This is a genomic window from Bartonella sp. MM97QHHN, from assembly GCF_042194285.1.
Classification (GTDB): Bacteria; Pseudomonadota; Alphaproteobacteria; order Rhizobiales; family Rhizobiaceae; genus Bartonella.
Map to the genome: position 1 here is coordinate 1 of NZ_JBHIMS010000052.1, position 14,687 is coordinate 14,687.

Annotated in this window: 9 protein-coding genes, 1 tRNA gene and 4 pseudogenes; 3 read left to right on the plus strand and 11 right to left on the minus strand. The window is 35.8% G+C overall.

The genetic code is table 11. The features are described 5' to 3' along the window. On the minus strand, positions 1-2,368 hold a 2,368-nt coding region (locus tag ACFIJW_RS02740), incomplete at its 3' end, for a DUF6990 domain-containing protein (RefSeq protein WP_375633211.1). A gap of 6 nt (positions 2,369-2,374) precedes the next feature. Continuing rightward, a pseudogene (locus ACFIJW_RS02745) lies at positions 2,375-4,118 on the minus strand (DUF637 domain-containing protein); the annotation flags it as partial. Positions 4,119-5,126: 1,008 nt separating this feature from the next. On the opposite strand from ACFIJW_RS02745, the pseudogene ACFIJW_RS02750 reads away from it, so the two are divergent. Beyond that, positions 5,127-5,642, plus strand: a pseudogene (locus tag ACFIJW_RS02750) (hypothetical protein). Positions 5,643-6,555: 913 nt separating this feature from the next. Next, positions 6,556-6,758 (plus strand): annotated as a pseudogene (locus ACFIJW_RS02755) (single-stranded DNA-binding protein); the annotation flags it as partial. Here ACFIJW_RS02755 and ACFIJW_RS02760 read toward each other — a convergent pair. The 6 genes from ACFIJW_RS02760 to ACFIJW_RS02785 form a co-directional block, all read right to left on the minus strand. Continuing rightward, a complete protein-coding gene (locus ACFIJW_RS02760; RefSeq protein ID WP_375633212.1) occupies positions 6,752-7,318 on the minus strand; it encodes a biotin transporter BioY in 567 nt (188 codons plus the stop codon). The pseudogene ACFIJW_RS02755 and the gene ACFIJW_RS02760 sit on opposite strands and share 7 nt — an antisense overlap. Before the next feature lie 257 nt (positions 7,319-7,575). After that, the gene (locus ACFIJW_RS02765; protein WP_375633213.1) at positions 7,576-8,133 is read right to left on the minus strand and encodes a biotin transporter BioY; all 558 of its coding nucleotides are present in this window, start codon (positions 8,131-8,133) and stop codon (positions 7,576-7,578) included. Positions 8,134-8,148: 15 nt separating this feature from the next. Next, positions 8,149-8,787, minus strand: a complete 639-nt coding sequence (locus ACFIJW_RS02770; protein WP_375633214.1) for an energy-coupling factor transporter transmembrane component T family protein — start codon at positions 8,785-8,787, stop codon at positions 8,149-8,151. Then, positions 8,784-9,464 carry an energy-coupling factor ABC transporter ATP-binding protein gene (locus ACFIJW_RS02775; RefSeq protein ID WP_375618715.1) on the minus strand — a complete coding sequence of 227 codons (681 nt, stop codon included), beginning with the start codon at positions 9,462-9,464 and terminating at the stop codon, positions 8,784-8,786. The genes ACFIJW_RS02770 and ACFIJW_RS02775 overlap by 4 nt, the downstream gene beginning before the upstream one ends. Positions 9,465-9,504: 40 nt before the next feature. Then, complete coding sequence (locus ACFIJW_RS02780; RefSeq protein ID WP_375633217.1) at positions 9,505-10,932, minus strand: amino acid permease; 1,428 nt, start codon at positions 10,930-10,932, stop codon at positions 9,505-9,507. A 1,096-nt stretch (positions 10,933-12,028) separates the two neighbouring features. Further along, entirely contained in the window at positions 12,029-12,232 is a 204-nt protein-coding gene (locus ACFIJW_RS02785; RefSeq protein WP_375633215.1) for a SlyX family protein, read from the minus strand. 455 nt (positions 12,233-12,687) lie between these two features. On the opposite strand from ACFIJW_RS02785, the gene ACFIJW_RS02790 reads away from it, so the two are divergent. Continuing rightward, positions 12,688-12,763: transfer RNA gene (locus tag ACFIJW_RS02790), tRNA-Thr, on the plus strand. Positions 12,764-12,863: 100 nt separating this feature from the next. Here the strand turns inward: ACFIJW_RS02790 and ACFIJW_RS02795 are convergent. The 3 genes and pseudogenes from ACFIJW_RS02795 to bet all read right to left on the minus strand — a co-directional run bounded on the left by ACFIJW_RS02795 (position 12,864) and on the right by bet (position 14,580). Continuing rightward, positions 12,864-13,067, minus strand: a complete 204-nt coding sequence (locus tag ACFIJW_RS02795) for an AlpA family transcriptional regulator (protein ID WP_100129129.1) — start codon at positions 13,065-13,067, stop codon at positions 12,864-12,866. A gap of 78 nt (positions 13,068-13,145) precedes the next feature. Further along, positions 13,146-13,769, minus strand: a pseudogene (locus tag ACFIJW_RS02800) (lambda exonuclease family protein). 1 nt (position 13,770) lies between these two features. Further along, a complete protein-coding gene (gene bet, locus ACFIJW_RS02805) occupies positions 13,771-14,580 on the minus strand; it encodes a phage recombination protein Bet (protein WP_375633216.1) in 810 nt (269 codons plus the stop codon). Positions 14,581-14,687: the final 107 nt, after the last annotated feature.

Genomic DNA, 14,687 nt, shown 5'->3' on the forward strand with positions numbered 1-14,687 from the left:
CCAATAAGGCAAGAGCGCCAAGATGAAGTAAAGCATAATCCGTATCGTTTGCTTTAGACGTGGCGCCTTTTTCCCAAGGAGAAGTGCCATAATCAAAGCGTAGCCTTTTAGAAAGGTCAATGTCTGTTACCGCCCATTCTAGCGCATCATCAAGCGCCTGTGTTAAACGATCCGTAGTGACCTCTGGTTCAAAGATTTCCAATCCCTTGGCTTCAAAATTAAGCTGTATATCTGGAATATCTTCCGTGTAGGTAGGATCAATGAATTTACAAGCAGCGGAAAGAATGCCCGTGCTAATCAAAAAGGCGCTATCAAATTGCGGACAATCTTTGGCAATTTCGTCGTTATAAAGAATGTCTACTTCACGATCAGCCAATTGATAGCTTGCCATATGGTCATTCTCATTGATTTTCTCGGTTGACCAGCCTAAGCTTTTTAAAAGTGCATGAGCACTTTCCATGGTGAGACGATCATCATTGTCATCCACTTCATCCACTTCCTCTGCCACTTCAACAGAAGTTGTTTTAGAAGCAACAGATGCTATTTGCGGATCCAAGCTCAAAATCGGTGCATTTTTCGGAAAACCTGCTCGATAACCCCGCGCAAGAGTGAGGAGATTATCAATTCTATATTTTGAGATTTCTTCCACAAAACCTAAAGGATTTCCCTTTCTAAAATTCTCCTTATAAGATTTGAGCTTTTCAACATCCCCAATCAAAACAAGCGCAATAAGGTGACGCGCTACAAGATCAAGTTCACTGTTTGTTGGCAAAGCCGCATAATCATAAATGATTTGATTGACATTTTGCCGATCAGCCCATTCAAGAATATCCGCACTGATCTGTTTCAGCTTGCCTTCATCCAATTCAGTACTAGAAACTGTATAAACTTCTTCTGCTTCTTTGAGGGCTATATATTGAGGCATATTATAGAAAATCTCTCTATGAGCAGTGGAAAAGCCAAGTGTTGAAAGGGAAGCCTTAAATGCAACAATTGGCTCTTCTTCATCACTTTGAAGACTGTACATTATATTGATGATACGGTCTTTACTGATAAAATAGGTATTACGATCATAGTTTTTATCACGATAAACTGTCCAACCCATTTCTTTTAATTGCTCAGCAACCTTATTGAAAGTAATCAAAGCTTTCGGACCAAGATGTGCTTCTGCTGCTTCTCGCTCATTAAGGATTTTCAGATGTTCTTCAGCAAATTCAACGGCATGGTTAACATATTTTTCTACTTCATCATCATCCAAATGTTCAGAAATCGTACCAGCTTCTAAAAAATTTTTATAAGATTTCAGGATATCAATTCGACCTGTCAACGCTAAACAAGCCAAATGCCAAACTATATCTATATTGTAGCTATACTTTTGAACACGTGTTTTGCTTTCTATTGATGCTTGTAAATCTTGGGCGCGTGCCCATTGTATTATCCGCTCAGAGATTTTTATCAAATCTTCCTCATTCAACGTCTCTACACAAATATCAATCCCTTTATCAAAACCGCTAAAAATCCCTCCCCCAATCGTATTAAAAGACTGATAAATATCCGTAGGTCGTATCCAATTATATTCTCCCCTATAGTGAATATATTCGCAAGCTACAGAAATCTCTTCGTTAGAGATCTCAGCTTCAAGACGGACATTGTAATTGTTATGGAGATGTACAAAACCAAAATCAAACTGAATAAAGCGATCTGGCAAAGAGAGCCACATTTTTCCAGGTTCCGTAGAAAACCACCCTTGGGTTTTAAGAATACGGCTTGCTGCAGTAAGGCTTATCGAGCGCTGTTTGGGCTTTTTACGCGTTAGAATATCGTCTAACTCCCCATTTTTATAAGCTTGCGCAAAAAGAATGAGGCGCTCATACCGCGTCATCGCTTTGTAATCTGCAAATTCTGGTACATGTAATTGAGGTGCCGGCTTATCAGACCTTAAAGCATCAATATCGCCAAGCAATGCTTGTGCAACAGCAGAATGATTGGCGGCTTCTTCACGCAATTTTTGTTCAATATTCTGCGTTTGTGCCCAAAAGATTACTTTGTTTAAAACAGCTTCGATATGACTTTCTGAAAGATTCTGTGCCACAATTCCGAAATTTTCTTCTGCATAAATCAACGTATCACCATATTCATAGCGCGACTGTTCGCCATTATCATATTCCTCAGCAAGACAATAAGCGGCGGTGGTAAGAGCAACTGATAGCCGCAACCTTCCACCATCCTCTCCATAATCTACAACATCATAGAGAATGCGTATTATACGATCGGAGAAATGATAATAAGCAAATGTATCTCCAACTTCATCGCGATAAATCTCCCAGCCCAATCTTTTTAAAATCTCTGTTACGTCTTTCGTTTTCATTATGCTTCACTTCCCTTTTAAATAGCTTGGATGTCGATCAACTCCATGGTGCAGTGTCCCCTCATTCCACTTCTTATCTAGCTGATTTTTAGCCCAATTCTTGTTAAATTTATCTAATTCTTTCTCCAATTCTTTTACACTGCCTTTAAAATTATCTATAGTACCTTTAAGATCTTTTTGATATTGATCAAATTTTTCTTTATTTTGCTTAAGATACTTTTCAGCTTCAGAACCACAAAATTTTATGCTTCCTGTTGTTTTACATATTTCTCTTAAACCTTTCTGCCCTTTACTTAATTTGGCTTTACCTGTTTTCGTCTCATCAAACGCTGGTTTTCCATCCTTAATAAATGTGTTATCGGGACGTGTTCTTACCTTAATTGTGCCTTTATCTGTCGTAATTTCAATTTCAATCGTTAATTCTTTTTCGCTGGGTGAAAATCCTTCCTCCTTTAATTTTTGTTTTTTCTCATCGCGTTTTTTATCATGATGTTCCCTAGCTTTATTAAGCTTTTTACCTTTTCCATCATTGTCATCGTCATTATTGTTTTGTGGTTCTTTATTGTTTCCGTTTTTTTTCTTATTTTTACTTTCCTTCTGAGAATCTTTATTTTTTTCTTCTTGTGAGTTTTGATTTGTTTTTTCGCTATCTTCTGCAGAATTTTTCGATGCAAACCAATAGGTAAGGAAATCAGCTATAGCGGTTCTATTGTTAGGAGATTGAACAATAGTTGCTCCACCAGCCATAAAAAGAGACAGAGCTGCCAACTCTTGTGGCGTAAGCGACACAATGAACGCTACAGCAGCTGCTACCGCAGGAAGAAAATTATTTTCGGCAGCATTACCTGCGGCATCAGCGCCAGTATTGACATCACCACCAGCAAGGGCAGCAGCAAAGCCTCCCGCTATGCGCGCGATATCAATGGCATGATCATTAAAATCAGAAAACTGTGCTTCAATCTTTGCATTGATACGCGCTTGTTCTTCTGCCGTTGGAACACGACCATCCAATGCTGCTATTTCTTTTTGTATAAAATTTTTGGTCGACAGTTTAAACTGGAGCATAGCTGTGGCTTCACCCACAGCCCCCCCCCACAGCACCGGCCGTGCAAGCACCACTCGCAACCGCGCCTTTTAAGCAGCCAAGTCCTGCATGGGCAACGATCTGCGTGACCGTATCTATTTTGCCTTCTGCCTTGGCGGTACCGATTTCTTCCGCCAACGATTTGCCAACCGTATCAGACAGGGCGATGCGCAGATTGTTAAAAAAGTTCTTGTCAAGAGAACCACCCTCAAGAGCCGTTTGCACGCCTGTGCCAATGGCGGCTTTGATCAGGTTCTTTTCCGCTTCACTGGCGATACGATCGACAAAAGGAGCGGTTTTTGGCAAAGATTGTCCAACACCTGCCATTTCCGTTAGTTGGCTGTTAAGCCCGCTGTCAACATCGACGAGACAATGCTGAGAATATTCTTGGAAGAACCAAGCTCATGCAAGGCGCCGGCAATGTTGCCGCGATTATTGACAAGAGCCACAGCGCTTTTGTTAATCAGCGCTTGGACACCTGCCTGTATCGCCGCATTCATGGCGGTGCTCGAGCCAAGCCCCAAAGCACCGGTAATGGCGCTGGCAGCGCCCGAGGCTGCTCCGCCCGTAACCGCCGTGAACAGCCAAGGCCACGAGAGCTGCGCCGGCTTCTGTCAATCCTTGGGCTTTATAATCCCAGTCTTTAAATTCAGCCTTAACTGCTTGTCAATCAACTTTCCTTACAAATCTTAATCAACCCAAAGAAATAACCTGAAATAGCAGTGTGTCGTATGGAAAATTAAAAACAAAAACCGAATGAAGAAAATGCACTTGAGACTTGCCTATGGCTTCACAGGTTTATTGCTGTAAAAGCTTCAAATGATGATATCTCTAATACTTTTTTCGCTTGTTCTCTTGTGGTAGCTTCCACAAGCGAAAAGATATGGACGATGACACCTCTTCTCAAGCTTATCAAACTGAACTCAAAGGTATTTCCTTATTGATTTTGAAAGAGTCCTTAAAACGCATTTTGCAGAGCAACGTAGAAAGCATGTCTAAAAAAATCATTCCAAAAGCAACAGATTTTTCTAAGTATTGTGAAGAGATTGAAAAAGATCTTCTTTCACGAACCAAAACTCTTCATAAACTAATAATAGGAGAGTTTAAAATAGATTTCTAAAAAATAGCAAAATAGTGAAAAGTGCTGATCATTTTTGGATTGGATATGCATTTAAAGAGTGATTAAAAAGTTTTTTTAATGTACAATATATTTCTAGAAGCCAAAATGGCTCTATAGTATCAAATTTATAAAGTAAATAAATCCATTAATACAAATTAAGGATTTTAGGATACACGAATTTCAAAATATTTGTTTTTTTAAAACATGAATAGCCAGCATCAGCACAAAAAATGTTGCGGCAGTTATGAGTCACTTTCATGTATTTTTGAAATAACAGAGCTTTTCTTTAATCTTTATGAAAGGGTTGCCAGTGCTATGGGCTTTTTTGAAAGGTGGATTTGGGTATCAAAATGCAAGCGAGAGTTTGGGATTATGGAGCTCTGTGTTTAAAGCTATCATCAACTATAGATAAATCATAAACGAGGTTAACTAAAATATTAAAAGCAACTGGATGCAATAGAAGACATTGCTATTAAAATAAAAGATAGATTGTATTTTTATATCAGAAAATAATTTAAGAAATTGAGATCATAATTTTTCCACAGGAAATAAATATATTTACAAATAAGCAGCTAAGAACCTTGTTTGGCATTATAACTTTTATATTTTTATGTTTTTTAGGAATTAAAAAAATCTTGACTTTATTCAGAGTATTTTGACATTCGCGTCTGTTTCTTTGGTAATAGTCACAACGTTTTTTGAAATTTTATGCAATTCTAATATTCCTTCTGAATTGCAGAGCACCCCAAAATATAAAGATGATGATACAACAGGTTGGGTGAAACTAACACGTGATTTACAACAGTATTTGCACAGACTTTTAAAGCTAATAAGTTTAGCGCTTGTCGTTTTAATTTTCCCAAATAGTTATAAAGAAACGGTTTCTTTACCTGTCATTTCTAGGTATGTGGAGTACAAGCTTTCTTTTCCATTGGGATACTGTACTTTGGTACTCAGATATTGCTCTTTGGTATTCCTTTTTAGTTTGTGTATTGTTTCTTATGTTACGTACACGCAGTTTAATAAATATATCTATTTACACACTACAGTGCTCAGTTAAAAAGCCATAGTAAAACTTCCGATTTTATAAAACTGTTTAGATTAAATGGCGTTGTCTCTTCTCAACGTTCATAGATGAAATCAACAAGGAGATAAAAAAACTATCGAAAGCAGTTTGATACTCTTTGTCGCAGGAAAGAGGTCAACGCATTGAACGAAGCATGGCATCACGTAAAATGGCGTTAATCCGCATTTAATATCCTTTCCCTTGACTTTTAAAGTCACGCTAGCACGTCTGAATCCACACGCACTGTTGTAACAGTTTTGGGTGATTTATAGAATGGATTGAAAACGGCGTTTTTCCAGAACACATCATTGAGTGACGGAATATCTCTATGAGAGATTGCACTATCCGACATTACAGCCAATTTATCAATTTCAACTCTCTGTTCATCTGTCAAAGGTGATAAGTTACCTACCTCAATTTCATAACGAACTTTCTTCTTTATAACGTTTCCTTTCTTTCAAATTGGCTCGCCGTGCTGAAATAATACGGATTACCTCTATGCCATCTTTATCGTCATGGACAATATGCGCTACGAATAGTAATAAAAAACCTCCACAAGCACTAAAGCTTGCTAACCATACTCTCCATTTTCAATACGGTCTTGTTTAGCCATGGAGAATAGATCAGAAAAAACATATGCAGCTATTTCAAAACTTTACACGGTACTTTCTAAGATTACTTTTTGTTTTAGCTTTATCCCATTCAACTCTTATTTTTATACCTTATATTAATACATTTATAAGGGTATTATATACATCAAGAGTTTTAGATGAACACTTAATTATCCATGTTTTTGTACAATTAATATAATTTAATACTTTAAAAATTAGTGATTAATTAACTAAAAATATTAAAAAATAATAAATTATTCTAAGGCTTTATGCATATAATATGCAAATCGAATAAAACTTACAAGCCTGTTAAATAAAATAATATTAATTGGCTATTTAGGGGCTGCTCCTGAAAGCAAAAATGAATTTTGGTGCCGAAACATTCAATTTTCGTATGGCTACCTCTGAAAGCTATGCAGAAAAATACCAATAAAAAAGTAGACAAAACAAAATGGTATTCCGTGATGCTTTTTAATCTACATACATTTGGAAAACTTGTTCTTCAGTACAGAACTGCCCCTTTTTCCGAATGAATGAGAGGAACGGTTTTTTTAATGGTCAACGCTACAAAGGATGCAATCAGCACTTTCAAGAAACCACTAACCAAAAAACCTAATGAACTTATTAAAACTGTCAGCAAAGGAACCTGTGTCATATACGCTACCCATGGTATTCCAAAAGAATAGACTATCCCAATGCCACCCACAGTATTTATCACAAATAATATTATAAAATTTAACCGCTGCCAAAATAATTCTACCATAAAGCCAATAAAAAATGCAGCAAATGGAAAACTAATCAGATAACCACTCGTAACTCCTGAAAAAACACTAATTCCACCACGACCACTAGGCAATAGAGGTAACCCAATCGCAATAAGAGCAAGGAAAAGAAGTGATGCTAAAGCTCCCCTTTTCGCTCCAAGTATAGAGCCTGCTAACATCGGAGCCATAGACTGAGCTGTGATAGGGACACCCAGCAAAAAAGGAAGATAAATAGGAGGAAAAAGACTCAAAACAGCGTAAATAGCGGCGAATAAAGCAATATAAACTAAATCTTTTGTATTCACTGAATTATTCCTTCACTAGGGAAAAGCTTTCGTTATTGTTGTACAATTAATAAAAAGTATCAGATTTATAAAAGTACACTTTAAATGCCTTAGATATAGAGAAAAATACTATAATAATTTATTTTAATAATATCACTTATATGAATCATATTAGATTCTATAATGTTTAAATACATCATAAATTACTATAGTTAAATTCAATAATAGTGATATACGAATATTATATAACAACAGCATAACAAAATAATGCATTTATTTTAGTTATTATGCTTTGAATGAATGAGAGGAAAAGATCTTTTAATCGCGAGTGCAATAAAGGATGCAATCAACGCTTTTAAACAATCGCCTATCAAAAAAACTGATGAAGCCATTAAAACATTCAGTAAAGAAACTTTGGTCATATAAGCTGTCCATGGAACACCAAAAGAATAAACTATCCCAATGCCACCGACAGTATTTATCACAAATAATATTATAAAATTTAACCGCTGCCAAAACAATTCTACCATTAAACCAATAAAAAATGCGGCAAATGGAAAACCTATTAAATAACCACTTGCAATCCCTGAAAAGACACTGATCCCACCGCGACCACCAGGCAACAGAGGTAATCCAATCGCAACAAGAACAAGAAAAAGGAGTGACGCTAAAGCACCCCTTTTTGCCCCAAGAATAGACCCTGCTAGCATCGGTCCCATCGATTGAGCTGTAATAGGTATCCCTAGAAGAAAAGGAAGATAAATAGAAGGGAAAAGTCCCAAAATAGCATAAACAGCGGCAAATAAGGCAATATAAACTAAATCTTTTGTATTCATTTGATTCTTCTTTCACTATAAAAAACTTTGATTATTATGAGATGCTGTATCAATGGTATCAGCATCATAAGAACGCGCTTCCAATGCTTCAGCCACTTCTGAAGCCATTCTTATGGTTCGTATAATTAAAGGTATCGCAAGAGCGACAATGTTAGTGTTAAGTCCCCGTGCTTGCTGTGCTTCATGTACCTCATTAAACTTTTCACTCAAAAGAGGAATAAACCTGATCGCCATAGAGATAACCATACTCACTTTTGATGGATTTATACCAAAACAACGAAAGGGCTGGAGGCCTGCTTCAATTGCATCCACCATATCTGAAACTTTTGTTGTGAATGAAATAAGTGATGATAAAGAAAAGAGGATAACAAGACGTAATATGACCTCAACCCCCGTAAACCAACCGCTAAAAATAGTTTGAAATACAAATAGAAGAACTAAAAGCAATCCCATCGATTTAAATTGCTTTATCGCAGTTTTGAAAGGGACCTTGGCGACTCTATAGAATAAGATGACCAACAACAAAAATAACCCAAGAAGCGCTATGGAAGAAACCATTATTATAAAAGTTCCACACGCCGTAAGAAATAATAACTTAACTCCAGGACTTAACCTATGAATAAACGTATCCCTTGGAATATATAAACCGATCATGACATTCTTCTTATATACTCCTTGATAGCAACAAAAGGTACATCATCAATTGCTATCTCCCCCTTATCAAAAACCAGCACTCTATCAAACTTTTTCAAAAACTCCAAATCATGCGATACAACTATTGCCGTTTGTGGTAATTCTTCTATCACTTGCGTAACGCGATGCTTATTTCGCAAATCAAGTAATGTTGTCGGCTCATCAAAAATAATGTAGTCTGGTTTCATTGCAACTACACCGGAAATAGCAACGAGTTGTTTTTGCCCACCACTTAATAAATGGACAGCGTGATTTCTGAAATCCTGAAGTTCATAGCGTTGTAAAATTTCATCTACACGCTCCTTAATTTCATCTTTATTAAGCTTTAAATTTTTGAGACCAAAGGATAAATCCTCTTCAACTAATGGTAAAACAATCTGATTATCGGGATTCTGAAATACAAATCCAACTTTACGCTTTACTGCTTTTGCATCGCGCTTGGTATCAAGCCCATCAACGCTTACAAAACCGTGAGATGGTAATTGGAGTCCATTAATAAGACGAACAAATGTACTTTTTCCAGAACCATTCGCACCTATAACAGCAATTCGTTTTTCGGTAAGCTGTACAGTAATATTTCTTAAAACACACAAATCACCAAAAACTTGTGTTACCTCATCAAATTTTATAGTCCCCAAGATTTATTCCAATCAATCCCTTTTATTAGCTCTTCTTTCTCTATCGTTTCAGTTTATAACCTAAAAGTAATAATAAGCACCATAGAGGAATAATAATGACTGCCAAACTCATATCAGGCATCTGTACAGGAATATATGTTTCAAGAAAAGGCACGCTTATTCCTATCATATCAAAAAGTCGAGTCATCAATCCATTTTGCCCAAAACCACTGATAAACATAATGCAAAATAATAAAGCAAGAAAGCAGAGACAAAGATAGTTAGCGTAAGGATATAAACCAAACGCATAAGTAAAGTTGCCTTTTCTGTTCTTATGGGCATTGCGAAATTTCAAATGAACAATAACAATAATAGCCCAAGTAATCACTGCTGCTGCAGTTGCAAGAGCCATGATCCGCATGAAACTATTATCAGGAACAAGAGCATTAACAACGACAATCAACACCGTACAGAATGATGAAAAAAGGATAGCAATATAAGGAACACGAGCAGCACTCAGTTTACTAAAAATATGTGGTGCATTTTTTTGTACAGCTAAACTATAAAGCATACGGCCATTAGAATAAATGCCACTATTGTAAACAGAAATAGCAGCCATAATCACCACAAAATTCAAAATATGACCAGCAGCAGGAATTCCTATAGTCTCGAAAATTGTGACAAAAGGACTACCATTTTTTCCAATCATATTCCAAGGGCTGATTATCATAATAATGCTGATAGAACCAATATAAAAAATTATAATCCTCCACATAACTTGACGAATAGCCGCTGGAATTGTTTTTTGTGGATTAGATGCCTCTCCAGCAGCAATACCAATAAGCTCTGTTCCTCCAAAAGAAAACATTACTACAGAAGTTGCTAAAACAACCCCTACTGCTCCATAAGGAAAAAAACCGCCATGGTCCCAAAGATAATGAATATTCGCTTGATTTTCCCCTAGTCCAGTGACAATGAGAAAAATTCCAAAAATAATCATACCAATAACAGCAGCCACTTTGATCAAAGCGCAAGCAAATTCAAATTCTCCATAAAAACGAACATTAAACAAATTAACAAATGTAACAAATAAAAGAACAATGAAAGATGTCTTCCAATGATCAATCAAAATCCAATGATCAAGGTAAAACCCTATCACTGTAAGTTCAGCCATGCTCACAAGAATATAAAGAAACCAATAATTCCAACCTGTTATGAAACCAGCTAATCTCCCCCAATATTTATAAGCAAAAAAACTAAATGCTCCTGAAGACGGTTCTTCTACTGACATTTCACCAAGCATTCGCATAATGAAATACATAATAAGCCCGCCGACAAGATAAGATAAAATAACTGAAGGGCCAGCTAATTGAATTGCCTCGGTTGATCCATAAAAAAGTCCTGTCCCAATAACGCCACCCAAAGCAATCATTTGAATATGGCGATTTTGAAGGCTACGCTTCAATTCCTCGTGCTTTTTTTCAGACATCATGCCTCACTACTTTTGTTGAACCTAACCTCAACTTTTATTGAAAAATTAGGCACCTCTTTCAAAAAACACAAAACAAACGTAAACTTATTTTCTTATCATAATGCAACTCCTTATTTTTTTGTGCATTATACGTATGTCCCGTTGAAGTTTTAAGAAAAAATATGCTCCACCCTTTATTTAAATTAATGTCCTTCATTTTCGTTACACTAACCATTATAGCATTGGTCATTGATAACACACACTCTGTAATCACATCACATTGGACAACAACCCCCTTTAATAAAATTTTAACAAGCCTTCTGCAAACAGATATCTATCACCTTAATCAATCTCTATGCAAGGTAATGCCTGATTTTCTGTCCTCAATTTGCATTACTCTCACTTATTTACCCGCATGGTCTATCTTTGGTGCTTTAGCAATAGTATTTTGTATCTTAAATTACGAAAAACAAAAGCCTTTTCACAAAATATCATATACATATAACGAAGAGTACATTTGATCTTGAAAAAAACTTCTAGAGCTCTCTGTACTATACACAACAGGTATCGCTTAGAGCACCTCACCCTATTAAAACAACTGAAAATCATTTGATCATCAGAATGGATTAAAACGCTTTATTATAAATATATGCGCTCAGTTATAAATTATACGGGCTCACTTATGATTTCTATAGATAATGATAACATTACTTCATTTGTATCAATTTAATAAAAACTAGCGAATAAACCTAACTCCCATCTATAGAAAACTCTGTACAGAAAAAACTTAACATATTGAAGTTCATATATTTTTATGGATGTTCCTTTATACTCTACAAAAACTTTTCTTAATTTTAGTACTAGAAATCACATATAAAAAAACGTCTTCTAATATCAGCACTCCTTATAAAATTGGAACTTCTTGAAATTAATGAAGAAGCTTATAAAAATTATTCTACAAGTCTAACAAAATGCGTTAAACAAAAACCAATCTGTAAATAATTGCAATTGTAATAAAGAATATTTCGCATCTTACTCCCATTGTGACATCCACCCTATTACATCTAAAAAAATCCAAGAGACTATTAGCAGAAAAATTTTAAGCATCTTCTCTCTATTGAGAAAATGGTAAAATAAAAGCTTCAGTCACACTCTGTTCTTTTAAATCTGAAAATCGTTTCGCTAAAACATCAACTTTTTTAGATATCTCATCCAAACTTTTCCATTGATCAATTACCACTCGAGAAAGTTCCTCAATGAATTTTTCTTGGTAAACTAGCTTCATTTCTAGTTCTATCAGCCGATCTTCATCCGACATGATTTTTACTCCCTCTTAAATAAAAAAACGTGATTAATTTTATTAATCCTCCTCCCTTTTTCTTCCCATAAAAATGAGAAGTAACTTTTCAAATAATTCTACTCATCTTATTTGCACATTATAAAAGGTTTATGATGATCTTTATTTTCCCAATCACTTATACAACAAATTTCTTTCTTAAGAATCAGAAAATGTTTTTATCTTTACTAAGTTATCTTGACACCATTTTTCATCCTAAAGATCTACATTCCCAGCTTCTTAATTTAAGTGCTATCGTAAATTGGAAAGCATTTTATAGCATTAAGGTCAAAGAATACTTTCCTCTGACTTTTACATACTTCTCCTTCAAATTATTATCATATGTATAAATTATTGAAAAAATGCATTCTTGCTTTTATACGTACTTTTAGCTATTACCCTCAAATTAGTTTTGTTTCATTGACTTACAAACCTATGCCGCATTAGCTCAGTTGGTAGAGCACATCATTCGTAATGATGGGGTCGCTGGTTCGAATCCGGCATGCGGCACCATTTTTTCTCTTTAACCTATTGAAATATATAATTTTTTTATTTGATTTTCTATTTTTTAGACCACCTTTTAGTCCACCTCTTGTGGTTTATACAATTTTACTTAATTTGTTGTTATTTGCTCCGTATTTTTCTTTGGAGTAAAAGCTAGAATCTCTTTTTTTCTCCATCTCACTGCTCTTCCTAGCTTATAGGGTTGCGGAAACTCCCCTTGAAGCACCCAATTGCGAATCGTTGTGGTTGATACACTAAAAAGCTGTGCACATTCACGGGTTGTTACATATCTATCGCCATCATCAAATATCATCTCATTACCTTTCTATTTTTATATTACTTATTACCTAAATGGGTGGGGGTGCTGGGAGGAGAAAGCACCCCCATAGAGTCAAGCAGCTTTTGTCAAAATCTTTTGCATTTCTTGTTCTATCTCTGCTAAAAAGGCTTCGACCGCTTGATTAATCTCTTCAATTTGTTCTTCATCACGGTGAATGCGTTTGATTTTCATGCGTAAGTATGTTGATTACCTCGTAAAACGTGGGTCATAACTGATAAAATCACACCATTTTCGTCCCGTACAAGCCATTTGGAATTGCATTTGCGCGCTATATTCAGGCTTTATAGTGTCATCTATAAAGAAGCGTAAGTGGTTTGGTGATTGTGGACATTTGACTTCAACTAAACCGTCATCACCAACAAACCCATCAGGACTAGCACCAGCCATTTTGATTGTGGGGTGTTGTATGAAACCACACTCTATGATCTCTGTATCATAAATAAATGCATATTCTTTCAAGGCATCTTCTTCATGTTCAATGCCCCATTGCATAGCCGGAGTTGGATAAGATTGGCTTACTTCACCAGTTAAACGTTCTGTTATAAGTTTGATTTTGTAGTCTTCATATTTGCTTGTAGGCATTCCCTTTGCTGTTTTACTCAGTAGGTTGTAAACGTTTGAAGCGGTGACTTTTCCCAAGCGGGCTTGAAACCACTCTGCTGTTCTTTGTTCCATTTCACACCGCCGTTTGTTGTTGAGTTGGTACATATTCAATATCTTGGATATGAATGTATTCTGCTTCTTGTATAGGAGCGTCTATTTTCTTTTGTGATGAATGAGATTGCTCTGTTTTAGCTTTTTGCCTCTCTTGCAATATATCAAAAATTATTTTTGCTTTTTCATCAGGAATATCTTCAAGGCTCTCGACTTTTGCATAATCAAGTATCCTTGCTTCATTGGTTCCAGTTTCTTCAATTAATTCTTGAATTTGTATAAGAATGTCATGAGAAACAAGTTGTACTTGTGTGGTATTATTATTAATACGAGCCGCTTCATCTTCTTCATAAATGCCGGAAAAACCGAAAGCATAGCGTGCACATTGTATAGTTGCTTTATGACGTAACATACGTGCTGGATATTTTTTCCAAGGTTCACTTTTTTCTTGCACGCATTCATTTAAATATTCAGTGACTTCGATAGGGTTTTTAATGCCTTTAAGATGAATAGCACATTTAATGGCAATTAAACTCCCATCTTTATCGAGTTGATCTTGAAAAGTCATGCCATCAAATTTAGGATTAGATTTAATGATCTTAATCCATCCATCAATAGAGACAACAGGGATAATACCGCCGCCTTTTTTAGGGAACGCATAGATTTCTTTTGTTAATGGGTTTAATCCATAAGTATTTGCAACCGAGATAAAAGCAGCGAATTCTTCATTAGAGAAGTTATGATTGATACAAGTTTTGATAATTGTTTTACGAAATTCATCATGAGAAAATCCATATTTGCTTGCCATGGTTATTAAAGAAGAACTTGTCATTATTGTTTTCCTCCATTGCGCGCAACTCACCCGTGGCGTGAATCACGCATGTGTTAAAAGTTGGTTTGGTTGTTAGAGTTTGGATTTTATAGGCTGCATTATGTCTT

What these genes read in the sequence shown, in the direction of transcription:
- ACFIJW_RS02795 (WP_100129129.1), bottom strand. Translation starts at nt 13,067, where the DNA reads ATGATATTTGATGATGGCGATAGATATGTAACAACCCGTGAATGTGCA.
- ACFIJW_RS02780 (WP_375633217.1), bottom strand. Translation starts at nt 10,932, where the DNA reads ATGTCTGAAAAAAAGCACGAGGAATTGAAGCGTAGCCTTCAAAATCGC.
- ACFIJW_RS02770 (WP_375633214.1), bottom strand. Translation starts at nt 8,787, where the DNA reads ATGATCGGTTTATATATTCCAAGGGATACGTTTATTCATAGGTTAAGT.
- ACFIJW_RS02765 (WP_375633213.1), bottom strand. Translation starts at nt 8,133, where the DNA reads ATGAATACAAAAGATTTAGTTTATATTGCCTTATTTGCCGCTGTTTAT.
- bet (WP_375633216.1), bottom strand. Translation starts at nt 14,580, where the DNA reads ATGACAAGTTCTTCTTTAATAACCATGGCAAGCAAATATGGATTTTCT.
- ACFIJW_RS02785 (WP_375633215.1), bottom strand. Translation starts at nt 12,232, where the DNA reads ATGTCGGATGAAGATCGGCTGATAGAACTAGAAATGAAGCTAGTTTAC.